General features: G+C 46.8%; 22 protein-coding genes. 9 read left to right on the top strand and 13 right to left on the bottom strand.

Translation table 11 applies throughout. The annotated features are described in order from the left end of the window. Window positions 1–124: 124 nt before the first annotated feature. The 3 genes from PJK55_RS11160 to guaC all read left to right on the top strand — a co-directional run bounded on the left by PJK55_RS11160 (window position 125) and on the right by guaC (window position 4662). Window positions 125–1309, top strand: coding sequence for an MFS transporter (locus PJK55_RS11160; RefSeq protein ID WP_271305856.1), 1185 nt, complete (start codon window positions 125–127; stop codon window positions 1307–1309). A 108-nt stretch (window positions 1310–1417) separates the two neighbouring features. Continuing rightward, a complete protein-coding gene (locus PJK55_RS11155; RefSeq protein WP_214695630.1) occupies window positions 1418–3475 on the top strand; it encodes a PAS domain S-box protein in 2058 nt (685 codons plus the stop codon). 203 nt (window positions 3476–3678) lie between these two features. Next, window positions 3679–4662, top strand: a complete 984-nt coding sequence (gene guaC / locus PJK55_RS11150) for a GMP reductase (protein WP_074036799.1) — start codon at window positions 3679–3681, stop codon at window positions 4660–4662. Window positions 4663–4686: 24 nt separating this feature from the next. Here the strand turns inward: guaC and PJK55_RS11145 are convergent, their stop codons facing one another. The 5 genes from PJK55_RS11145 to PJK55_RS11125 all read right to left on the bottom strand — a co-directional run bounded on the left by PJK55_RS11145 (window position 4687) and on the right by PJK55_RS11125 (window position 11020). Next, window positions 4687–5118: a GNAT family N-acetyltransferase gene (locus PJK55_RS11145; protein WP_271305855.1), complete on the bottom strand. Its 432-nt coding sequence runs from the start codon at window positions 5116–5118 to the stop codon at window positions 4687–4689. Further along, window positions 5118–5975, bottom strand: coding sequence for an MBL fold metallo-hydrolase (locus tag PJK55_RS11140; RefSeq protein WP_271305854.1), 858 nt, complete (start codon window positions 5973–5975; stop codon window positions 5118–5120). Before PJK55_RS11140 ends, PJK55_RS11145 begins: the two co-directional genes overlap by 1 nt. Then, window positions 5963–6703: a hypothetical protein gene (locus PJK55_RS11135; RefSeq protein WP_271305853.1), complete on the bottom strand. Its 741-nt coding sequence runs from the start codon at window positions 6701–6703 to the stop codon at window positions 5963–5965. Before PJK55_RS11135 ends, PJK55_RS11140 begins: the two co-directional genes overlap by 13 nt. Window positions 6704–6719: 16 nt before the next feature. Beyond that, window positions 6720–9890 (bottom strand): EAL domain-containing protein, encoded by a 3171-nt coding sequence (locus tag PJK55_RS11130; protein WP_271305852.1) that lies wholly within the window; start codon window positions 9888–9890, stop codon window positions 6720–6722. A 137-nt stretch (window positions 9891–10027) separates the two neighbouring features. Then, the gene (locus PJK55_RS11125) at window positions 10028–11020 is read right to left on the bottom strand and encodes an LLM class flavin-dependent oxidoreductase (protein ID WP_214778607.1); all 993 of its coding nucleotides are present in this window, start codon (window positions 11018–11020) and stop codon (window positions 10028–10030) included. Window positions 11021–11280: 260 nt separating this feature from the next. Here PJK55_RS11125 and PJK55_RS11120 point away from each other — a divergent pair, with 260 nt between their 5' ends. Together PJK55_RS11120 and PJK55_RS11115 are read left to right on the top strand one after the other, a co-directional pair. Beyond that, on the top strand, window positions 11281–12654 hold the full coding sequence (locus PJK55_RS11120) for a YjiH family protein (RefSeq protein ID WP_271305851.1): 1374 nt from the start codon (window positions 11281–11283) through the stop codon (window positions 12652–12654). Window positions 12655–12727: 73 nt separating this feature from the next. Beyond that, the gene (locus tag PJK55_RS11115) at window positions 12728–13378 is read left to right on the top strand and encodes a C39 family peptidase (RefSeq protein ID WP_271305850.1); all 651 of its coding nucleotides are present in this window, start codon (window positions 12728–12730) and stop codon (window positions 13376–13378) included. Here PJK55_RS11115 and PJK55_RS11110 read toward each other — a convergent pair. Further along, a complete protein-coding gene (locus tag PJK55_RS11110) occupies window positions 13344–14168 on the bottom strand; it encodes a hypothetical protein (RefSeq protein WP_271305849.1) in 825 nt (274 codons plus the stop codon). The two genes, PJK55_RS11115 and PJK55_RS11110, sit on opposite strands and share 35 nt — an antisense overlap. A gap of 92 nt (window positions 14169–14260) precedes the next feature. Here PJK55_RS11110 and rluF point away from each other — a divergent pair, with 92 nt between their 5' ends. After that, complete coding sequence (rluF, locus tag PJK55_RS11105; RefSeq protein WP_015880301.1) at window positions 14261–14971, top strand: 23S rRNA pseudouridine(2604) synthase RluF; 711 nt, start codon at window positions 14261–14263, stop codon at window positions 14969–14971. 19 nt (window positions 14972–14990) lie between these two features. Here the strand turns inward: rluF and PJK55_RS11100 are convergent, their stop codons facing one another. Continuing rightward, a complete protein-coding gene (locus tag PJK55_RS11100) occupies window positions 14991–15440 on the bottom strand; it encodes a hypothetical protein (protein ID WP_271305848.1) in 450 nt (149 codons plus the stop codon). 35 nt (window positions 15441–15475) lie between these two features. Further along, window positions 15476–15889 carry a hypothetical protein gene (locus PJK55_RS11095; protein ID WP_271305847.1) on the bottom strand — a complete coding sequence of 138 codons (414 nt, stop codon included), beginning with the start codon at window positions 15887–15889 and terminating at the stop codon, window positions 15476–15478. 122 nt (window positions 15890–16011) lie between these two features. Here PJK55_RS11095 and PJK55_RS11090 point away from each other — a divergent pair, with 122 nt between their 5' ends. Continuing rightward, window positions 16012–16338, top strand: a complete 327-nt coding sequence (locus PJK55_RS11090) for a hypothetical protein (RefSeq protein ID WP_224863094.1) — start codon at window positions 16012–16014, stop codon at window positions 16336–16338. A 33-nt stretch (window positions 16339–16371) separates the two neighbouring features. Here the strand turns inward: PJK55_RS11090 and PJK55_RS11085 are convergent, their stop codons facing one another. Then, window positions 16372–17121 carry an SDR family NAD(P)-dependent oxidoreductase gene (locus PJK55_RS11085; protein ID WP_271305846.1) on the bottom strand — a complete coding sequence of 250 codons (750 nt, stop codon included), beginning with the start codon at window positions 17119–17121 and terminating at the stop codon, window positions 16372–16374. 123 nt (window positions 17122–17244) lie between these two features. Between PJK55_RS11085 and PJK55_RS11080 the strand changes: the two genes are divergently transcribed. Continuing rightward, complete coding sequence (locus PJK55_RS11080; RefSeq protein ID WP_271305845.1) at window positions 17245–17871, top strand: TetR/AcrR family transcriptional regulator; 627 nt, start codon at window positions 17245–17247, stop codon at window positions 17869–17871. A 32-nt stretch (window positions 17872–17903) separates the two neighbouring features. Here PJK55_RS11080 and PJK55_RS11075 read toward each other — a convergent pair whose 3' ends face one another. From PJK55_RS11075 to gloA2, 4 genes are all read right to left on the bottom strand, one after another. Continuing rightward, window positions 17904–19340 (bottom strand): glycoside hydrolase family 32 protein, encoded by a 1437-nt coding sequence (locus PJK55_RS11075; RefSeq protein ID WP_271305844.1) that lies wholly within the window; start codon window positions 19338–19340, stop codon window positions 17904–17906. Between the two features lie 62 nt (window positions 19341–19402). After that, a complete protein-coding gene (locus PJK55_RS11070) occupies window positions 19403–20788 on the bottom strand; it encodes a PTS transporter subunit EIIC (RefSeq protein ID WP_214876023.1) in 1386 nt (461 codons plus the stop codon). A 128-nt stretch (window positions 20789–20916) separates the two neighbouring features. Beyond that, window positions 20917–21903: a LacI family DNA-binding transcriptional regulator gene (locus tag PJK55_RS11065; RefSeq protein WP_271305843.1), complete on the bottom strand. Its 987-nt coding sequence runs from the start codon at window positions 21901–21903 to the stop codon at window positions 20917–20919. 63 nt (window positions 21904–21966) lie between these two features. Next, the gene (gene gloA2, locus PJK55_RS11060; RefSeq protein WP_333781803.1) at window positions 21967–22347 is read right to left on the bottom strand and encodes an SMU1112c/YaeR family gloxylase I-like metalloprotein; all 381 of its coding nucleotides are present in this window, start codon (window positions 22345–22347) and stop codon (window positions 21967–21969) included. 277 nt (window positions 22348–22624) lie between these two features. Here gloA2 and htpG point away from each other — a divergent pair, with 277 nt between their 5' ends. Further along, window positions 22625–24493: a molecular chaperone HtpG gene (gene htpG / locus PJK55_RS11055; protein ID WP_271305841.1), complete on the top strand. Its 1869-nt coding sequence runs from the start codon at window positions 22625–22627 to the stop codon at window positions 24491–24493. Window positions 24494–24507: the final 14 nt, after the last annotated feature.

The following is a 24507-nucleotide window of genomic DNA, read 5'->3' as shown; positions in this document are numbered from 1 at the left end:
GTTTTTATTTGCTCCATGAACTCATGGAATGCACCATCTCAGACAATCTTGTTTTGATTTGGTATACTCTTTTAGTTATGTTTATTAACTATTCGAATTTGAAGAAAAGGAGGCGTCGTGTTCGATGCAACAACCTATCCAAAAACTGTGGACGAGAGACTTTCTGATTATCTCGCTCATCAACTTCTTCCTGACGCTCATCTTTTTCTTATTGATGGTCACCATCGGGGTACATGCCGTCGAGTCGTACGGGGCGACGACGAGTCAAGCAGGGCTCGTCACCGGTATCTTTATCATTGGAACGTTGACCGGACGATTGTTCATCGGTCGACTCATCGATTCAATCGGTCGGAAAAAGACACTTTATATCGGGCTCGTCTTTTTCACCGCAACGATCTTGTTGTACTTCGTCCATTGGGGCGTCGGTTTCTTATTGCTCACTCGTTTCGTACACGGTCTCGGGATGGGATTATCAAGTACCGCAACCGGAACAATCGTGGCACAGGTCATTCCCGCGACTCGAAAAGGCGAAGGGATTGGCTACTACAGTATGAGCTCTACCTTAGCGACAGCCATCGGGCCATTCGTTGGGTTGCTACTTAGCCAATATACGAGCTTCACCGTCATTTTCGGACTTTGTTTCGTAATTGGACTGATCAGTTTGGCGAGTACGTTTTTCGTCAACGTACCAGAAGTAGACGCACCGGAAGTCGTTCGTGGTTTCTCATTGAAATCATTCGTTGAACCGAAGGCGTTACCGATCGCACTCATCATCGGGATGGCCGCGCTCAGCTACTCGAGCGTCTTGTCCTATATCAACTTTTACGCGAGTGAACTCGATTTGATTGAAGCGGCGAGTATCTTCTTCCTCGTCTACTCCGTCGCCGTCCTGTTGTCTCGTCCGATTACCGGGAAATTGATGGACGCGCGCGGGGCGAATGTCGTCATGTATCCAGCAATCGCGATTTTCGCCGTCGGGCTTCTCGTGCTCAGTCAAGCGAATAGCAGCTGGATGCTGTTACTCGCAGGTGCTCTGATTGGACTCGGATTCGGGAATATCCAGTCCGGTACACAAGCGATTGCCGTCAAGGCTTCCCCACCCCACCGGATGGGTATGGCTACTTCGACGTTCTTCATTGCACTCGATGCAGGTCTCGGGTTTGGTCCGTATTTCATCGGTCTACTCATTCCGTTGACTGGATTTTCGACGCTATACTTGATGCTTTCCGGTGTCGTTCTCTTTACCATTTTCTTGTATTACCTCATGAACGGTCGAAGCGAACAAAAACAACTGAAAGAAGCTGCCTGACAGGATGTTCTTACATCCTGTCTTTTTTTGAAAGTTCACACATTTTATCGAAGGATACGTTAAGATAAAAATGACGTGTAAAAAATAGAACGAAATGAGGGAGACGAGATGAAGGCTGACCAAACACTTCAATACAACGCATCGATTTTATTACGGACGTTCGATAAAATTTCAGACTATGTGTTCTTTATGGAAGTCGATGGTTCAGCTTATCGATACGTCTTTGTGAATGAACCCGCAAAACGCGCGATCAACTGGTCGGACGCAGATGTCGGAAAACAGATTGACGAACTCGTCCCCGCTGAAACGGCTGCGCTCATCACAACCTATTACGATGAAGCGATTCGAACGAAAAAAAGTGTCGTCTATGAAGACTATCGTCTTGCTGACTCGTTCTACACCGATACGGTAGAAGCAAATGATGTATTGACGCTTCCCCTTCATTACTTCGAGTCAGAGGTGACTCCTATTTTTAATGACGAGGGACAATGTACACATATCGTCTCGGTTGTCCGCGAAGTGACGGAACGCAAGCGTCGCGAACTGGAATTATCCATTTTGAAAGATCATCATGAGTCATTAAGACGTTACTCGCCTCACGGCATTTTTGTACTTGATCATCATCTGAATATCAAATCGGTCAATCCGGCCGTCATGAGCATCACTGGATATGCCGAGCAGGAGATGCTCCATCAACCGTTCCTTTACTGGCTTCCCGAGGACGAACGTTCTCGTGTACGGAAAGGGTTGCAGTTCACGTTATCCGGCATTCCGCACAAGTATTCGGTTTACGCCACTCATGAGTCTGGGGAGCGGCTTGATTTGTCCGTATTGAACATCCCGATCGAAGTCGGTGGAAACATCACTGGATTGTTTGCCATCATCATCGATTTAACGCCTGAGAAGAACGCTGAACGGGCCACAATCGAAAGTGAACGTCGCTATCGCCAATTGATCGAGACGATTCCGGAAGGCATCATCGTTCACCAAGATGGGAAGATTTTATATGCGAACGCAATGGCGCTCGAAACGATTGGAGAGACTTATCTCGAGAGTGAATCCATCTTCTCTTTTATTGCAGAAGAATATCACCAATCCACTCGGACACGTCTCGCTACCCTTGAACTAGGTGGACCTGTTCAAGATACCGAGATGGTCGTTGTGACGCCGAGCGGGGACCGGCTTCATATGGACATCAGCAGTCTCCTCATCGACTATGAAGGACAGCTGGCCATATTGACGATTTTGCGCGATGTCACGGAAAAACGAGAAATGGAACAGGCCTTGAGACAAAGTGAGTTACAATACAGACTGATCACGGAAAACATGAGTGATCTCGTTTGCATATTAGAACGGGATGGGACGGTTCGTTACGCCTCCCCTTCTCATCGTACGGTTCTCGGCTTTGCAGCCGATTACTATGAAGGGAAGAATACGCTCGACTATATTCATCCAGATGACATTCAAATCGTCCGTTCACAATTGAAGGACTTGAAAGAGCAAGACGTCTCGCTGACTCTTGAATTCCGACACTTTCACGCGGACCAACGCTGGATCTGGCTCGAGACAAAAATTCAAGCTATCTATGACGAATCAGGGCATCTTCTGCACTACTTGACGGTCAGCCGAGAAATCATGCAGCGAAAGGCGCTTGAGAAGCGCTTAAAGCACTTGGCATATCACGACACGCTGACTGATTTGCCGAACCGACGCTACTTCCTCGCCTATCTTGAAGAAGCCATCGAAGAGACGAGATATGAGAAAGAGCAATTAGGCGTTCTCGCGCTCGATGTCGACCGTTTCAAACAAATCAACGACACGTTCGGCCATGATGTCGGGGATGAGCTCTTGCGTCAATTGGCGCGCCGATTGACGTCGGTACTCCGAAAACAAGATATGGTGGCAAGACTCGGGGGCGATGAATTCGCCGTCCTCATCCGATTCACCGATCCTTCTTCTCTCCATCGTGTCGCCGAAAAGATTATCCAAGCGTTACAACGACCTTGGGAAATCGACCAGCATACATTCATCACAACTTCGAGCGTCGGTGGCGCTCGTTATACAAAAGGATTGTCGACTAAACAGCTGTTGAAACGCGCCGACCTCGCTTTATATGAGGCGAAAGCAGACGGTCGAAACCAATATGTACTCGCAAAGGACCTGTGAATCAAGGTCCTTTTTTTCACGTGAAACATCTAATTACCCCTTAAACACGAACATTAAATACTCATAAATCTAAATACATTCATTTTTAGACCGTTTTTTCGAAGTTTCCCTTTGACTTTGAAAGCTGTTCACGTTATATTACCGAATGGGCGAAGTTTTTTTATAGTTCAAGATGTTAATGTTCGTGAATAGGGGTGCAACTTATGGATAAAGTGTTTGATTATGAAGATATTCAATTAATTCCTGCAAAATGTATTGTCGACAGTCGTTCGGAATGTGACCCGACCGTCGAGCTCGGGGGCTTCACGTTCCGTTTACCGGTCGTCCCCGCTAACATGCAAACGATTATTGATGAGAAAGTGGCGCTCATGTTGGCCGAGAACGGTTACTTTTACATCATGCATCGCTTCAATCCCGAGACGCGTCTCGCGTTTATCCAGGACATGCATGAGAAAGGTCTCTATGCCTCAATCAGCGTCGGGGTGAAAGAAGAGGAGTATGCATTTATCGAGATGCTTCAGTCGACTGGTCATACACCAGAATTTATTACGATCGATATCGCACATGGACACTCGAACGCGGTCATCCGAATGATTCAACATATCAAGCACCATCTTCCTGGTTCATTTGTCATCGCAGGGAACGTCGGGACGCCAGAGGCCGTTCGTGAATTGGAACATGCCGGAGCGGATGCGACGAAAGTCGGAATCGGACCAGGGAAAGTATGCATCACGAAAATCAAAACGGGATTCGGCACGGGCGGCTGGCAATTAGCGGCGCTCCGCTGGTGTGCCAAGGCAGCGACGAAGCCAATCATCGCGGATGGGGGAATCCGTACACATGGGGATATCGCCAAGTCGATTCGTTTTGGCGCTTCGATGGTCATGATCGGTTCATTGTTCGCTGGCCATGACGAATCTCCAGGGGAAACGTTCGAGCAAGACGGCAAACAACTAAAAGAGTATTTCGGCTCTGCTTCCGAGTTCCAAAAAGGTGAGCGAAAAAACGTCGAGGGGAAAAAGATGTTTGTCGAACACAAAGGGGCATTACAAGATACATTGACCGAGATGGAGCAAGATCTCCAGTCGGCGATTTCTTACGCGGGTGGCGACAGTCTCGAAGCATTGCGCACGGTAGACTATGTCATGGTGAAAAACTCAATCTTCAATGGGGATAAAGTATACTAAAAAAAGGCGACCTCGTGTCGCCTTTTATAGTTCCTTCATCATCATGTAATAGTCAGATCCAGGTGGGTAGTCCGGTAGCACACCGGCGACCGTATAGCCAAAGCGCTCATAAAATGATTTCGCCTGAAACGAGAACGTCGTCAACTTCACACGCGTCGCACCGAGCGATCTCGCAATCGTCTCCCCTTCTTCGAGCAACCGACTCCCGAGCCGCTGTCCCTGAACGTTCGACTCCACCCATAAACGGTCTAAATCGAACCATCCCCAATACACACTCCCGTACAAGCCAGCAATGATCCGTCCTTCTTGCTCGATTTTCAATTGAACGGCCGGTACGATCGCCTTGCGAATCTCGCGATGATGCGCAGAGTGAACATTGTTATAATCACGTAGCTTCCCAGTCAAAAACTGTTGAAATGACTCGTCTTCTTCATGGATTCGTACAATTGTATGCATTAATTCTCCACCGTCCCATTCACAAAAAACGTAATCAATTCCTGCTCTTCTTCGTTCAATTCACGATTGACAAGTGCAGCGTATGATCGAGTGATTTCTTCAATATTTCCTGGGAAATCACTTGAAATCGTGGCGATTCTTTTCAAAGTAAGGCAATCTGCTGCGAACGCTTCACGACTTACCATCTCACCGTGTGACCAGACGATCTGTTGTGCATCAAATGTCTCTAGTACATGTAACAATCGAAGTGTCTCCTCTGGTGTCATTCGCCATGTCGGAGCATACAAATTTGCATACAACGCGTCTCCTAAAAATAAGACGCGTTCTTCCACGACATAGAGAACGACCGAATCTCTTGCATGGTCGCCACCGACATGCCTCAATATGACATGGACTCCACCAAGATCAAGCGTCAACGACTCCTGAAACGTAAGTGTCGGCAGAACGATTTGAATGTCTCGCGAATCACCATATTCTTCGCGGATCGCCTGGGCACAAAACTCGATTTCAATTCCTTCAGCAACTCGTTGATTCAATGATGCATCGTCCCAAGCGTAAGGGACGAGTTTCTCCATCTCGTGTTTCGTCGCTTCGCTTGCGATGGAGACCACTCCTTCTAAGGCAGGTAACCCGAAGATGTGATCCCAATGCCAATGTGTCAATGTGACCATCGAAGGCGTACGGAGGCCACGCTCTTGAAGCTGTTCTAAAAAGGTTGAGGCATGCGCCTTGGAGTTGCCCGCGTCAATGAGTAACGTATGTGTGTCACCAATAACGGCTCCAAGAATCGGACGGTCTGTATGCGCAACCGGCGTCATATACCAAAAACGTTCCGAATATTTGATCAAGGTTTGCATGAACGGCTCGACTCCTCTTCTATCAATTTGGTTAACCTTTCAAACGAAGAGCGCTCATCATTTTGGATTCGAACATGACGAAGCTGGATCCGTTCAAGTAATTCGAGTTCAAGTCGCTGTCTGTCCACTAACATCGCAATCGTTCCCGGCACACCGACAAAGTTACGTTTCGATGCATAGGATCCTGTCGTGTAATACTCGACAAATCCCTGTTTCCATTCAATCGGTCGTTCGTTGTAGACGACTGGAAATATGCGGGCGACGTCGTTTAACTCCAAATAGACGATGGTCGGTTCGATTGGTTTTAGAATCGACGAAACCTCTTGAACGTATGTTTCAATCGCCTCTAACGAAACGTCTTGGGCGATCATACCAATCGTGAACGGATTTTGAAGCAACGCACATTCAAAGATGACGTCACATTCTTGTCGCTCGAGTTTTTTTACATAACGTCGCCATCGTTCGCACATGATTCGTGTGTGGAGTGCAAAGGGCAACTCATAGACATCCGTTCCTACGCGCTCTTCCCCTTCATCGTAACGAACGAGCCATCCCTCTTCAATCTCATCAAGAATCGTACCATGTGAAGGCTGTTCTGATATCCAGTAGACTTCATGCAGATCGACGGGGTGAGCAGCGTCCACTTCCGAATAGAAGACACCTTCTTTCAACGCACATATCTTTTCAGCAAATGTGGATTTTCCACTTCCCGGCAACCCCTCAATCAACCACAATTTCCCATACTTAAAACCCCTCGCCATTTGAATATCCATCGTATTGAAACCATTGGTTGCCACCATTGTTCTTCGCAATATACATGGCCGCATCCGCTTGCTGAAGAATCGAATCAATCGTTGAGGTAGATTGGATTGTGGCGACCCCGATACTTACTGTAAGACGTATGGTTTCACCATTTGACGCGTTTATTCCCTGGGAAATAACGTTGTTCATCTCCTTTAAGCCAACAGGTCCATCCTCTTGTACGACAACGAATTCATCAGCTGAAAATCGATATGCTTGACCTCCGAACGTTTCCACGAATCCGCTCAATCGTTGTGCGATTTCAATCAATAACTCATCTCCGATCAGGTAACCATATTGATCATTAATCCGTTTGAAGTCGTCTATATCGATCAACAACAATGTGACTGTTTGTGAACGCTGAATCTGTCTATATAGATCGGTCATGAGTGTATATCGATTACAGAGTTTTGTTAGTTGATCCTGTGTCGCAATTCGAATCATTTCGCGTTGTTTCCGCTCTTTCCGAATGCCGTTCTCTAACCATCTTGCAAGCAATCGAATCGTGTCTGCCAACTCTTGCAGGGTTTCTTCGTCGAGTTGATCGTTTAAATTGCCTTGCTCCGCCAATAAGACGATCCACCCAAAAACCTGGTGTTTATGTGTCAAAGGGAAGCTGACAATCGTTGTGAACTCAATTCCATCTACAATCAGTTCTCCTTCTTGAAGAGTTTGTGAACCGACCGTCGTCAGTTGATGGAGGGTGCGCAGCTCTTCTTCCTCCCACATCAGACGAGACACCCCGTTCTCGACCAAGAGACGATGTGAGGATTCACTTGAGAAGATCACGGCATGCGAGTAACCGACCCATTCCAACAAAACTTCTTGAACACGTGCCAACTGGTCATGAAACGGCATGCGAAGTGCCGTCGCTTCATACAACGCCTCTACGACTTGTTGGCGTTTGATTTGTCGCCGTGACATTTCTGTATGTTCAATCTCTGCCATGACCCAGTGTGTGAACGACTCGAGCGCATGTAGATTCTCTTCAGTGAACGTTCTCGCCTGGGCATCTGCCACACAAAGCGTACCGATGACGTGACCTTGTTTCGTCCGGAGCGGCACCCCGGCATAGAACCCGACTTGTTCGAGCCATGGACTGTCACTCTCGAATGCTTCAGCTGCCACATCTTCAATCACAATCGGACGTTCCGACGTGACGACTCGCGTGCATAACGTCCACTCTCGCTTGAGGTGAGAAGACTCGAGTTCAATCCCGACACACGACTTGAACCATTGTTGGTCTGTCGTCATGATGGAGATGAAAGCGATTGGCATCTGAAACGTTTGTGCGACCAAGCGAGAGATCCGATCGAAACGTTCTTCTTGCGGCGTGTTCAAAATCTCCAATCGTAAGATGGCCTTTAATCGCTTCATCTCGCGTTCATCGAGTGAAGGATCGAGTAACTGTGATGGCTGTTCGATTTTCGATAAGACCATCTGGTGAGAATACAAGATTTCGAGTGCCTCATGTAGGTTTTCGAGCGCCATCGGGCGGCTAAAGAAATAGCCTTGAATCTCATCACAGCCGAGCTGACGTAAAATCCGATACTGTTCTTCCGTCTCAACGCCCTCAGCTGTCACTTCGAGGTCTAACTTTTTAGCGAGTGACACAATCAGTTTGACGATTTCATACTCTTTCATCCCATTCTCTTGATCGAGTTGCGCGACGAATGATCGGTCAATCTTGATGCCATCGATTTCAAATAGCTTCAAGTAATTTAAAGAAGAATAACTCACCCCAAAATCATCAATCACCAATCGGAATCCTTGCTGCTTCAACGATTCAACCGTTTTGATGGCAGCGACCGGTTCATGCATGAGTGTATGCTCCGTCACTTCGAACTCAAACTGCTCCGGCTTCAGGTCATATGACGAAATGATGGTCACCAATTCATTCATGTGATGCTCATGAAACAAGTTCGGTGACACATTCACGGCGACACGACGACCTTCGAATTGCTCTGCATGTGCAGATACGTCCTGACAGACTCGATTCATGACGAACTGTGTCACGTCTTCAATAAGCAGTGACTGTTCCGCCACACGAATGAACGTTTCAGGAGAGACGAACCCAAGCACCGGACTATTCCAACGAATGAGCGCCTCAAAATGAATCGACCCATCCATCGACACTTTCGGTTGATACACCATATATAGTTCATCTTGTTTGATTGCTTTCACAAGCTCCGTCTCAATCATAATCTCATCAATATAACGCTGAACATACTCATCATGTTCATATAGATGAATCGTTTGGTTACCGTTCTGACGTGCCTCGAGTAAAGCCGTTGAGGCGTTCATGATGACGCGATCGGCGTCAGCAACTCCCGAACTGATGCCGATACAACTTGATAACGGAAATTCTGCATCGGCCACTTTATAAGAATGACCCGCGATGACATCAAGTAAATGTTCCGCATACATATAGGCCGTCTTCATCGGGACATGGGGCAAGACCGCGATAAAATCTTCGCCATCGACCCGACCGATAATGGAACCTTGCGGGAGTGTATTTGCCAATTGACGCGTGATGTCTTTAATCAATTCATTCGAGCGCTCCACCCCTTGGAGCGACATCATCATCTTGAAACGATTGATATGTAGACGTATCACACTCGTTTCTTCCGTGCTCTGTCGCTCAAACAGTTGATCAAGATCTAATTTGACTTTCATCAAATTCGGCATCCCCGTCAAATAGTCCATATGTTCGATACTACGTAACAACTTGATTTCCGCCTCTTCTGACAAATCCGTCGTCAAACTGAGTACATAGCGCACGACACCCGATTCATCTTCGATTGGCACAAGCATAGAGGAGGCGAATCGGGCCGTATTGGATTCGACATTCATTTTTGACATGAAATAGACGGGTTCCCCTGTTTCGACGACCGCATCGTAATGTCCAATCAATTCATTCGCCACTTCTGAGCGATACATCTCATGTAAATACTGACCTTCCACATCATCCGGAAGTGAGGAAGCGACTTTCCCCTGATCGCTCACATGAACGTAACGATAGCCTTCATCCGTCACTTCCATTAGAAATACCATTCGATACAAGCGTGTGAACAGCTCGAATAGATAATATGGGTCGCCTTTCATCCGTTGCATCGTATACCTCCACCTGTTCCTTTTTCTTATAGTGTAGTTGGTTTCGCTCCGACTAGGGAGAAAACCTTTGAAAAAATGGGAAAACGTTTTTCATTCATACAAAAACACCTCCTCAATCTGAGAAGGTGTTCGTCGAATCAAAGCAACTCGTTCGCGAGTAGGCGATAGACGTTCAAGCGATCTTCTTGTTTATGCTGAATGCTACAAATCATCGCTTCATCGAAACCATAGCGTTCCGATTCATCTCGCAACTGTTCTGCGATTTGTTTTGGCGTCCCCACAAGGTGAATCGCCCGGTTGTTGGCGATATGAATCTTGTCGACTTCCGTGAGCGGATAGTCATGGGCCGCTTCCGGACTCAACAGCTGTCTCAACTGTCCGCGCATCAAAAAGAGTCGCGACAAATCAGACGGTCGAGCCAAATATTCGGCCTCTTCCTCCGTCTCTGCCGTCGTGACCAAATACGTGACGCTGATGTCCGGCTTCTCCATAAAGTCAGACGGGGTGAAGTGGTGGCGATACGTATCAAGCGTGTCGGCACTCAATTGACCATTGAAAAACTGTGCGAAGGAATAGCCGAGTCCCATCCGACCGGCTTGCACGGCACTGTTTCCGCTCGACCCAAGTAACCACGCTTCCGGAAGCGTGACGCCTGTCGGGGCGGCCGGTGTGTTCTTATACCATCTCTCTTCAGGTGCTTCATCTTTAATTAATTGAAGCGTCGTATCGAGCTTCTCGTATAGACCGTCCATCATCGGCTTCTGCCCTTGTGACATCGCATAGATGGCGTTCGCGTCCCCGCCTGGTGCGCGTCCGACACCGAAGTCGATGCGTCCTGGCGCAAGGGCGCTGAGCGTCTTGAACACTTCCGCCATCTTCAATGGCGAATAGTGCATCATCATGATGCCGCCGGACCCGAGACGAATCTTGTTCGTCTTAGCTGCCAGATAGGCCGTGATGACTTCCGGAGCCGAGCTCGCGAACGACATGCCGCCATGGTGCTCCGCCATCCACATGCGGTAATATCCCAACTCCTCTGCGACTTGTGCGAGCTCGACCGCGCTGTTCAGCGCATGCTCGCCTGTATGACCCGACGTGACCGGCGCCTGGTCTAACACACTCAATCTCATGATGCATTCTCCTATCTCTATAATGAAGTTTCTAAATATCTTGAATTTGTTGGACTCGCCGTCATCATACTAAATGCTTCAAGGGAATACGAATGATTTGCCTAGTGTCTGCTTTATATTTTTCAGAAAATTTACGCATTCGGTTGATAGCACCTGGTCATATTTTTTATACTAATAAAGAAATACGTTTTAATTAGGGCTGGATGTGTAATGGGGATACATAGACAGCACAAACACTTCGGGGAAATGGGGAATGCATCATGAATGGTTCATCAACACCAGACGGAAAGAAAACTTCTTTTTCGAGTCGAGACTTTTTTAAGTTCTTGATTCCATCGCTCATCGGCATCATGTTTTTCATCGTACCAATCTCATCAGAAGAAGGCTTTACGATTCCGGTTGCCTTCTTGTCCAATCTATTGATTGAGTGGATTGGCGAGTTCGTCCCGACACTCGCTGTCATCATGATGGGTGTTTCAATTGTCGGGTCCTTGTTGTTATTTACAGTACGTCCAGCTTTTATGGCGGAACGACCGTCCATCAACGCACTCTTTAGCGTGACACCGTTTTGGTTCGTCATGCGCATCATCGGTTTTGTCGCCGGTGTCATGACGCTACTCACACTCGGACCAGAGATGATTACGTCAGAATTTACTGGGGGCTTGTTGCTCTTTGATTTGATTCCAATCTTATTTGCGACATTCTTTTTTGCAGGTATGTTGTTACCGCTCCTCTTGAACTTTGGACTTCTCGAGTTCGTCGGGACGTTCTTGATGAAAATCATGCGCCCACTCTTCCGCTTGCCAGGGCGCGCCTCACTCGACTCGCTCGCTTCATGGGTCGGGGATGCGACGATTGGGATTCTACTGACGACAAAACAGTATGAGGAAGGCTATTACACGAAACGGGAAGCATCGATCATTGCGACGACCTTCTCCGTCGTCTCCATCACGTTTACTATCGTCGTCTTACAATACGTCGAACTCGATCAATACTTCCTACCGTACTACGGAGCGATCGTCTTATCTGGCTTGGTCGCAGCGCTCATCATGCCGCGAATTTATCCACTATCTAAAAAAGCAGATACGGCCTATGAGAAGACAGAGCTCAAACCAGAAGAAGACGTGCCGTCGAACGTTTCACTTGGGAAGTGGGCATTGATACAAGCGCTACAAAAGTCACGTTCGAGCAAAAGTTTCCTAGAGACACTCAAAGACGGCTTCAAGAATGTCCTCGACATGTGGATCGGTGTTCTCCCTGTCGTCATGGCGGTCGGGACGATTGCGGTCGTCATCGCAGAATATACGCCGTTCTTTACCATTATCGGAAAGCCGTTCGAACCAATCCTGATGCTCCTGCAAGTACCCGAGGCTTCGGAGGCTGCTCAGACGATGGTCGTCGGTTTCGCAGATATGTTCTTACCGGCCGTCCTCGGAAGTGGCATTGAGAGCGAGTTGACGCGTTTCGTCATCGCCACACTGTCCGTCACTCAACTTATCTACATGTCTGAAGTCGGGGGCTTACTGCTCGGTTCAAAACTACCGATTTCATTCCTCGACCTCGTCTTGATCTTCTTGTTACGCACATTCATCACGCTTCCGATCATTGTTGGAATCGCACATCTTGTCTTTTAACGAAAACGACGCCCTTTCTCTTTTATGAGATGGGGCGTCCTTTGTATACTAAAAGAAAAGGAGGGAGATCAAGATGGAGCACCCATTTGCAGGACAACTCGAGGTCGCGAACAACGGCTATGCTGGAATCATCGCCCCGGAAGCTTATGTAAACGATCGTTATCACGGACGCTGGACATTAAAGCGCTCTGTACAGATTGAAGGCGTGCCCGTCTTACTCCAACGCCAGTTCGAAAACGGAAAGAACAACTGTACGTTGACGTCCATCACCGCGATCTTTCGTTTCTATCGAGACCATGGGTATACGAATATCCCAGATGATGTGACACAAATTCAAGAAGATGTGCGCGAGATCGCCTTCATGCATCATTTCAAAGATGAGAAAGGGACACCTCCGACTCAAATCGCCACCATCATTACGAAACTGTGGAAGCGTTATGGATATGAAGGTCGAGGAAGTTCCCGCTATCTATGGAAATGGTCGACGTTCGAGCGTGAGTTGAAAGCAGGTCACCCGTTTGTGTTGAATATGGCGAACGGATTTTATAAAAACCATTCCGTCACGGGAATCGGTTATTTACAGTTTGAAAAACGAGGGTTCCCGGACGTCATCTTGTTGGCCGTGCTCGACAACCGTTCAAAAGACGAGCGCTACATCGACTTCAATGAATTCAATTTCTGGGGAAGTATCACGCGCGTCCATCCGCCAGCCACTCGTCCATAATCGTTTCAAGCGCTTGTCCGATTCGTAACAGATGTTCGCGCTTGGCATATGACCCGTAATGCAGCCCGTTTGAATCATGACCATTCCCGAGCCCGACGAACACTTCAGACGGCTTCATATGAAGTCCAATCATCGGGATGCCCGATTCATGGCGTCCGATTTCATAGGTGACGGCGGGATATGCAGACAGTCTTCCGATTGTTGAAAAACCGTTCAAGGCACGACAGTTATCCCGTCCGAGCACGATCAATCGGGTTGGGTTGATGGTTGTAATCGTGCGCTCCAACAATTCGATTGAGGTCGGATGTTCCATCCAGTGGCGCCCGGTCCTCATCTTTCCCATCTGTTCATATGTCGCAAACTTGAAAAAATCAACGTGGATGACAGCTGCCGTATGATCATAGAACGAACGCCCCATCCCGTTCAACAGCGCCTCAAGTTTGGCGCCACCCGGTTTCCCGAACCAGCTCGTTGTCGCGCGACCCGATTCGAAATAAGACGATGCTCGTTCTATCGTTTCTTGCAGCGCCTCTTCATTTCCGAGGTAATCTTCAAACGAGAGCGCGTTCCGCCAATAGAACTTTTGGTGTTGCCCCATTCTCGGTGTCCCGTCTCGATGTAAAAACTCGCCGCGTGACGGGTTCGTCCCAATAGTCAGCCATTGATTCGCACGAGGACGACCGTACCAAAGGACAGGCGATGCCTCCGAAATCAGTTCTTGACCAAACGATGTCTCACATAACGTTGCTTGAAATCGGATTGCATCTTGTAACAATTGTACTGCCTCCATGTCATCCCTCCTCTCCCGTTCGTTTCCCGCTTTCGAGAGTTCATAAAATGCGTTATAGTGATAGGACGAAGCCAAATAAAGGACGTGTACAAATGCGCATCAATAAATTCATCAGTGAATCAGGCAAGGCATCCCGTCGCCAAGCCGATCGTCTCGTCGAAGAGGGACGCGTCACCATCAATGGGAAAAAAGCAAAAATCGGCGACCAGGTCAAACCGGGGGATGAAGTCCTCGTCAACGGTTCGGTCGCACGTGTCGCACGAAACAACGTGTATATCGCCGTTCATAAGCCTGTCGGGATCACGAGTACGACAGAGAAGAAAGTAAAAGGAAACTTGGTCGACATGGTCAACCACCCGCTCCGCATCTTTAACATCGGTCGTCTCGATAAAGACTCGGAAGGTCTCATCCTCATGACAAACGACGGCGATATCGTCAACGAAATCCTTCGCGCAGAAGGCGAGCATGAGAAAGAATACATCGTCTCGGTCGATAAGCCGATCACACCAGAGTTCGTCGAACAGATGGAAGCCGGCGTCAAAATCCTCGGGCAGAAGACGCTTCCGTGTAAAGTTCGTCCGCTCTCGAAATTCGACTTCAACATCACCCTCACACAAGGACTCAACCGTCAAATCCGTCGGATGTGTGAGGCACTCGGATACGAAGTATTCCGCCTCCAACGCGTGCGTGTCATGAACATCACGCTCGGAAAACTCCCGCCTGGACAATGGCGCGACCTTTCGAAAAAAGAGCGCGAGCAGTTGTTCCGCGAATTGAATTACGAGCCGAAAGAATGGTACTAAAACAAGCCTAGACGCGCGTCTAGGCTTGTTTTTTATTCTGGTCGAAGTGATCGGTCTCACGGCGAATGAAACGTTTGAGTTGAGCGCTCAAGTCATCGAGCTGGCCCATTGTCGTTCTGAACTTGAAAGTCGCATGGAAGTGATCGAACGAATCGTGTGGCCACTCGTCATGGATGAAGACGTCGACTTGAATCGTGCCTGTCCGATCAATCAATGTGAACGTGAGGCTGATTTTTTGGTCATCCGCATCCAAGTCCAAATCTGAGTCCAACAACTCCCAAATCACGGGATTCTTTCCCCATATGTTATTGAATCCATCGATTGAGTCAATCAGTTCTTGTAACGTCTCGTCCTGTATATATACATCTTGATTGCTCGAACAGACGGATGCATGGAGCTGAAGCCTAACCTGATAGAACAGCTCAGTCTCATCCATCCAAATCCGTTCCATCTCGAATTGAGTTTTCACTCTCCTAACCCGCCTTTTCGTTTTAATTAGACCACTTATTCTGGGCGAAGCGATTCGACCGAATCGGTTTCGTGTCCTAAGAATGCCGACAGTTGTCGCTGCAAATCATCCATCTGTCCCATCGTCGTCTCGAACGAGAACGTCGCCTTCATATCTCCGCCATCACCTTTATTTTGCTCGATTGCGGCGCTGACTTGAACAACCCCTCTTGCATTCGCAAGCGCGAACGTCAAGGAGAGACGGACGAGTGGAAGGTTGAGTATCCACATCTCCGGAGACTTCCCATTCCGTTCATTGAACGCTCGTAACGAAGAGATGAAGGCGTTGATATCGGATGCTGTGACATACTCGTTCACGGTAACCTCGCACCACTTTCCTTTTAGTGTCATCATCACTTCGATTGCGAAATCGTCTTCCCATATTCGAATCATTTTGAACTGTTCTACCATCCTCATCCCCACGCTTTCGTTTCGACTATATCATGTCAATTTGATGAATCATTTAAATTTTTTACTCAAAACGGGAATATGAATGGTACAGATGATTTTCAAACGAAAAGAGGTGATTCGTCATGAATGGTGCAATCTTTCCACACACCTCGGTCGGCAAGTGGTCTATAATCCTGATTGCCTTGTTTCTTGCCATGTATGTGCCGTTTCTCCTGCTCAATCAATTTGATACAATCTTCCACTCGACGCTTTGGAGCGACAATACTGCAAACATGCTTCGACTCAGCTATATGACCACATTCTCCGTCCTCGGGCTCGGAGCGTTTGTGACAGGATGGTGGGCTATTCTGAAGCAGAAAGAGTATGCTGTGCTCGTCTTTTTTGCCGCTGTGCTCAGCTCAGGTCTAGTCATGCTACTCGTGATGGAGTTAGTCGGAATCTTAGAGTAATCAAAAACTAGGGCCTCCATAGAGACCCTAGTTTTATTTCGCCGTCACGCCACCGTCTACCGGAAGTTCGATTCCGCTAATATGATTCGCTTCGTCTGACGCGAGGAATAGGACGGCTGCTGCCACCTCATCCGCTTGTCCGAGATTCGGCAAAGCGATTTGATTCAAGAAGTGCTGCTTATAGTCCGGATGTTCCATATGCGGCGCACTCATCGGTGTCACAATATACCCCGGATGCACCGAGTTGACCCGAATATTTTGCTTCCCGTAATCGACGGCCGCTGCTTTTGTGAGAGAACGGACAGCACCTTTTGAGGCCGTGTATGCCCCGGCACCTGCCATACCTGTCAGTGCTGAGATGGAGGAGATGTTGACGATTGATCCTCCGCCATTCTCTGTCATGAGCGGAATCGCATACTGCGTCCCTAACATGACCCCATCGATGTTGATGCGATACGTGCGCGCCCAGTCCTCTTCTGTCTGTTCCAAGAACGGTTTCGCGAGTGCGATTCCGGCATTATTGATGAGGATATCCAATTTTCCACACGTCGCTTCCACTTCTGCAAACACGTCTTCCCAACTTGAACGTGAGGTCACGTCATGCTTCACCGCGATGGCTTCCCCACCTTGTGCACGAATCGACTCGACTACGCTTTGTACCCCTTGTTCATTGATATCTGTTGCGACGACCGTCGCTCCTTCTTTGGCGAATAGACGTGCCGTCGACTCTCCCATACCGCTTCCTGCCCCTGTGATGACCGCTACTTTCCCCACTAAACGCATTGTCCCAGCTCCATTCGTTAAATTATGATAGTCTAACTATCATAATGATAATTGGATGTGACATTAATCTCAACGAAACTGCTCGAAGACGATATACTTATGACAGACAATGAGGTGATGGAATTGAGTAAACGACAACAAAACAAAGAAGAACGAATCCGGCTGATTATCCAAGAGGCCGAACACTTATTTTTAGAGAATGGCTTTGAGAAAGTTCAAATGCAGGACATTGCGGATGCGGCAGGGATTGGGGTAGCGACACTGTTTCGCTATTTTCCGAAGAAAGACCAATTGATCGTCGCAGCGGCCGTCAAAAATCTACAGCCGACACTCGAGCGATTTGAACAGTTTGTGAATGAGGAAGGCAACGCCTATGAACGGCTCGAGATCATCTTGAACCACTTTTTCGAGATGCAGTTGGAGCGGACGGACCACGCCCGTTTTCGTGAGGCGTTCGAGAGCTATGCATCGTTCGTCGCCACGCCTCTTCCCGACATCGAGACATACATTGACGTACAACGACGAATCATGCAGACGCTTGAACCGTTGATCGAAGACGGAAAGCGTGATGGCTCGTTCCGACCAGATATCGATGTGAAAGTGACAATTGTTACGATCATCAATGCATTCGGGACGTTCGGCAACAATATCGTGTTGAAGTCGCACATCAGTTATTTAGAGGACGATATCGAACCGGCTGTGCAAATCAACGCATTAAAAGAGGTGTTGCTCGCATCCATTCGGGCATAAGAAAACCCCTTCCTTGTGAAGGGGTCACTCATTTACTTTGATTTCTGAATTGGAGAGAGCTCATGAACCATCCCTATGATTCCGTCGACTTCCATTTTCCAATCCCCAGTTAAAAAGAACCTACTCGTAAATACCGTCGCTCCCTCATCCACAAAAATTTCGATACTTGAGGCATCCACAAACACTCTGAACGTTTGCTTCATCTCTGTAAGGCGTGTCGCTTTGCGCACTGTTCCGTAGTCTGTTGCATACAACTCAGACATACCCGATCGATTTAACGTATAGGTTTCTCCATCAGAATAGAATTCAATCGCCTCTCCTTGCTGATTCGCAATCATGAAGCGAAATGTCTGTTGTAACGTACCCTCTAATTCAAATGACTTTTGGACCATATCCATTGATGGCATGAATGAGTATGATTGCTGTCGAAGTGCTTTTAATTCAGAAAGTGGTGTCTGTAGCAATCGATTCCCACGCACTGTCAATTCACGAGGAATTGTTAACATGTGCGCCCACATGTTTCGATCAGTTGGGTACGTACTTTTAGAGTTTCCCAGCCATCCAAACATAATTTGTCTCCCTAAATCATCTTGATAGACTTGCGGTGCATAGAAATCAAAACCTTTATCCATTTCGATATAAGGTTGATGTTTGAATTGACCGGATTCAAATGTTAGCGGCTCCCCAATCAGATAAACAACGGAAAACACATTTTGAAACTCGTAAGGATCTTCGGAGTATGCTCCCTGTGGTGAAAAAATGAAGACACCTTTCTCATCAAGTTCAAAATAAGATGGACATTCCCACATATATCCGAACTTTTGTACGTTAAGTTGTATAGGACCAACAAAAGACGCTTTTTCATCTTCCTGCCTATACAACAGAATCATTCCCTCGTGATTCACACTTTCCGCACCTACCAGTAGATAAGTCTGCCCATTTTTTTGATACGGAACGGGGTCTCTAAAATTATAGGTCGTTAGTGTCAAATCAGGTTCAATCAATGGTCCTTTTTTATAAATGATGCCATTCGTATCTTGTTTCGCTAAACACTGGTATTGTACAAACTCACCTTCACTATTTTTAACGTTACCCGTGTAATACAGATGAAGCTCATCATTTTTAGAAATGGCACCGCCTGAAAAACAACCATGTTGATCGTATGGCATGTCAGGCGTTAACGCTACTCCATGGTTCAGATAATTTACGAAATCCTCAGTAGACACATGATACCAATGTTTCAATCCATGGACGGGACCTAACGGAAACCATTGATAGAAAATATGATGTTTTCCATTGTGATATACCAGTCCATTTGGATCATTCAATAATCCATGTGGCGGCGCAATATGAAAGGATGGATAGTAAGGATCTAACTGCGCTTTCTGCTGAATATCCGAAATATATGTGTCCTCGATTTCATCTAACGCGATGAAACGATTTGCTCTATCTGAAAAATCAATAACCATGGGTAAACTCTCCTTTTCGTACAATGTGAAAGAAGGAGTTTCCTCCCTCTCTCATCAATCACTTACGCGACCTGTTTTTCTGTTTTCGATTCTTTCTCTCTATATGCCAATTTTGTAATCGTGAACGAAGTGAGTAATGCGACCATGATCACAAGAACATAGAGTAAGAGACCGTCTCCGATGTAAAGAAGCATACCCGGAATCATGGTCGATCCTGTCCCTGCCGCTGCTAACCCTAAAACTGATGCGAGTCCACCACCAACTGCACCACCGATGCAACCGAACAAGAATGGAGAACCTTTTGGTAAGTTAATGGCGAACATAACGGGTTCTGTAATACCGAAGAAAGCTGGGATGACAGAACTGAACATCGTTGATCGTTTCACTTTATCTTTGATGGACATCACGATTGCCAAGGCTGCACCAGCTTGTCCAGCAATGGCAGCAGTTCCAATCGGATTAATGATGTCATAACCCGTTTCAGCTACCATTTTAACCGTTACAGGTACGATAGTATGGTGCATGCCTGTGACTGCCAAGAATTGAATCAATCCTCCATAAATGACACCACCAATTCCAAACGGTAATTCAAAGAAATACATGATAGCGTCCGTTAGCATGTTCTCGATTAACAAAATAAATGGACCAACTAAGACGAGTCCTAGCACTAACGATGTCAACAGTGTTAAGAAAGGCGTTAAAATGAGATCCAGCACGTTCGGAACAATCTTTCTAAATGTTCGCTCCAAGCGAGCGGCTAACCATCCGATAAACACGGCTGGCAGAATGGAGCTTTGCATGCCTGTAATTGATAAATCAAGACCAAAGATAGAAACTACTAACGGCTGTGCCTCGCCGAAAGCGACAGCCCATTTATCTGGTAATTGTGGTGCTACCAACATTAAACCGAGTACGACCCCAATGACTGGAGTACCACCAAAGTTCTTCATGGCTGACCATGTGACGAGGACAGGAATAAAGATGAATGCCGTATCCGTCAACACTTGAGAAAGCGTTAACAATTCTGGAGACAATTCAACTCCAAATCCATCTACGATGAGTCCCCGTAACCCCATCAATAGTCCTGTAGCAATAAGGACTGGAATGATTGGAATAAAAATATCTGCTAGCGACTTTACAAGACGCTGAGGCTTCGACAGCTTTTCGTTCGCCGCCTCTTTATGATTTCCTTCATCGACACCACTCTCTAACAGATGTTGATATACCTTATTAACGAACCCTGTCCCTAAAATAACTTGATGTTGACCGGATTGATAAAAGTAGCCACTCACACCATCAATATCTTCTAATTTTTTCTGGTCGACTAGATTCTGATCTTTTACAACCACTCGCAATCTCGTAGCACAATGTGTCATTGACTGAATGTTATCTCTGCCCCCTAAGGCATCTAATACTTTCGATGACACCATTTCGACATTCTTACTCATGTGAATATCCTCCTGTCAGAAAGCTATTGTTTGAATTGAAACGTTTCCAAAATTAATTAAAATTGAAACGTTTCCATTTTCGTTCTAAAAAAAGAAAGCGGATCCGTTAAATCAAAAATAAACCGCTTTCATTCAGATGTCAATAGCTTTGTTGTATTCCCTTCGAAGAATTCAACAGGAATGATATATTTTCTATTCGTTTCCATTTGATTCACTTGCATCAACAACGCATCGACCGCGGTCAAAGCCAACGTTTCAATCGATTGCCTAATTGTAGAATGTGTTAGACGATCTTCCATACTCTTGCGAGTTCCGTCAAAACCGATAATCTGTAAATCACGTGGTACCTCTTTTTTCAACTCGTTACAGACTTCAAGTGCAGCGATGGCCCATGCATCATTCATGCAAAACAGCCCATCGACTGAATCGTTCTGTTGAAGAAAGTCTCTTATGACATGATGTTTGTCTGTAATCGGCTCATTCATTTCCACAATTTCATATGAAATCGCATGTTCAGATGCGTATTGTTCGAATCCGACTTTTCTCAACATCGATTCGTTTTCGATTTTCGATTTACTTCCAACATATGCAATCGAGCGACATCCGCGTTTGACCAGTTGTTCGCCTGCAATCCGGCCGCCCTGCAAGTGATCACTTGATACATATACGACGTCTTCCTGGAAATGTCGATCGATACTGACAATCGGCAAACTGCTCGTCACGTAAGAATCAATTTCTTCACTGTATGTGATTGCAATGATGCCATCGATTTGGTTTTTCTTCAGCATATCAATGTACTCGATTTCTCGCTCGGCTTCATTACGAGAGTTACATAAAATTAATTTAAATTGACGACGAAATAATTCTCGCTCCACATGATAGGCAAATTCAGAATAGAACGGATGCCATACTGTTGGAATGATTAATGCAATCGATTGAGACTGTCGCTTTTTAAAATTTCGTGCCGCTTCGTTCGGTTCATACCGCAATTCTTGAATCGCTCGTTCGACTTTTAATCGTGTACTTTCTTTCAAAGAATCTGGCTGATTGATGTATCGAGAAACAGTCCCCACACCAACATTTGCCCGAAGCGCAACATCTTTCATGGTCGGCATATCCTATACCCCCAAACTTCTTTATCTATATCTAGTATAACGTTTAAAGAATGAAGATGGGATTCATTCGTGCAGTTCTAACGGTAGTCCATCCGGGTCGAAGAAGAAAGTCATCTTCTCTCCTGTAAAATCATCACGACGAATCGGTTCTGTCGCAATTCCATGTCCATTCAATTCGGCAACGACGGACTCGATGTCGTCGACTTTAAACGCCAAGTGTCGAAGACCGCGCGCCTCTGGGAAATTTGGACGCTCGGGACTGTTCGGTTTGATGAACAGCTCGAGCTCGTATGTACCAAGGCGTAAGTCGATTTTGTGATCCTGTTTCTCCGGGCGGTAGTGTTCTCGAATCACTTCGAATCCGAGTGCCTCGACATAAAACTGCTTGGCTTGATCGTAATCCGACGCAATGATTGCGACGTGGTGAATCGTATGTAAGTTCATCATTCTACCCCCGTATACAAAAAATGAGCACCTCTCACTAGAGGTGCTCTCGAAAGTCTACCGCGACGGACCACGCTCCACAACGTGCTCCTCAAGGGAATGTCCGCCGTCTTACATAGACCAGCTCATCGCATGTACTCAACTATAGGCGAAACGTACGTCCTCGTCAATCTTTTCTTCAAATCCGGTTGACATCTTCCTAATTTTTAGGATAATCAATAGTGTTAGCACTCTTTATACCAGAGTGCCAAAATACAGACAAAAAGGGAGACCGATCATGACAAAGAAACAGTTTCAAACGGAATCGAAACGAATTTTAGAGTTGATGGTCCACTCAATTTATACACATAAGGACATCTTCTTGCGCGAGCTCATCTCGAATGCAAGTGACGCGATCGACAAGATGTATTATCGCGCCCTCTCCGACGAGAGCATCGAGTTCAATAAAGACGATTACTTCGTCAAAATCGAACTCGATAAAGAGGCACGGACGATTACGATTCGCGACACGGGCATCGGGATGACAGAAGAAGAACTTGAAACGAACCTCGGAATCATCGCAAAGAGCGGTTCACTCGCCATGAAACAGGCAACGAAGATGGAAGAAGACCATAGCCTCATTGGTCAATTCGGGGTCGGATTCTATTCCGCGTTCATGGTCGCTGACCGTGTGACGGTACGGACTCGCTCGATTGACAGTGATCAAGGATACGTATGGGAGTCAGAAGGCACAGACGGCTATTCAATCGAACCGACAGACAAGGCGGACATCGGTACAGAAATCACGCTCCACTTGAAAGCAGACACAGAAGATGACGCGTACTCGTCATTCCTTGAAGAGTATGAAATTCGTTCGCTCATCAAGAAACATTCGGACTTCATCCGTTACCCTATCAAACTCGATGTGACGAAACATCGTCAAAAAGAGGGCTCAGAAGAGTATGAGGACTACAAGGAAGAAGAGACCGTCAACAGCATGGTGCCGATTTGGCGGAAGCGTAAGAGCGAGTTGACTGACGAAGATTACAAAGCGTTCTATCATGAGAAGCGCTACGGCTTTGATGAGCCGCTCAAGCACCTTCACTTGAACGTCGACGGGACGATTCGTTATCAATCGATCCTCTACATCCCGTCAACGGTTCCGTTCGACTATTACACGAAAGAATTCGAGAAAGGGCTCGAGCTCTACTCGAATGGCGTGTTGATTATGGAGAAATCACCCGACCTCTTGCCGGACTATTTCGGTTTCGTAAAAGGGATGGTCGACTCAGAAGACCTCTCCCTCAACATTTCCCGTGAAATGTTGCAGCAAGACCGTCAGCTTCGCGTGATTGCGAAGAACGTGAAGTCCAAAATCAAAGGGATGCTCGAGAAGATGCTCCAAAACGAGCGCGAGGACTACGAGAAGTTCTACGAGTCGTTCGGTCGCCAATTGAAGTTCGGCGTGTACGACCAGTTCGGCGCAGCCAAAGACGAATTAAAAGACTTGATTCTGTTCCATTCTTCTCATGAGAAGAAACTCGTCTCGCTCAAAGAGTACGTCGAGCGGATGAAAGAAGATCAGAAATACATCTATTATGCGACAGGCGAATCAATCCATCGCATCGATCTCTTACCACAAGCAGAGCGCTTGAAAGAGGAAGGATATGAAATCCTCTACTTCACAGAAGAAATCGACGAGTTCGCAATCAAGATGTTTCAGTCGTATGACGACAAAGAGTTCAAGTCGATTGCGAGCGGCGACCTCGGTCTCGATGACGCGGAAGCGAAGTCGCTCAACGAAGACAACCAAGACCTGTTTGCTTTCATGAAAGAAGAGCTAGGAGACCGCGTCAAAGAAGTGCGTGCCTCGACACGCCTCAAGTCACATCCGGTCTGCTTGACGGTCGCAGGTGACGTCTCGATTGAAATGGAGAAGATTTTGAACGCGATGCCAAATGGTGGCGGCATGAAAGCGGAGAAAGTGCTCGAAGTGAACGCTGAGCATGCCATCTTCCAGACACTCCAACGAGTGTATAAAGAAGATGAAGCGAAAGCGAAACAATATACAGACCTCTTATATCAACAAGCCCTTCTCATTGAAGGGTTACCGATTGAAGATCCGGTAGCGTATTCGAATGCGGTGTGTGCGTTGATGGCGGAGTGACTTGTGAAGACAGA

The organism is Exiguobacterium sp. MMG028 (genome assembly GCF_027947425.1).
In the GTDB taxonomy this organism is placed as follows: domain Bacteria; phylum Bacillota; class Bacilli; order Exiguobacteriales; family Exiguobacteriaceae; genus Exiguobacterium; species Exiguobacterium aestuarii_A.
Note: the sequence above shows the minus strand (reverse complement) of the source record. Positions and strands in the feature narration are given on the sequence as shown.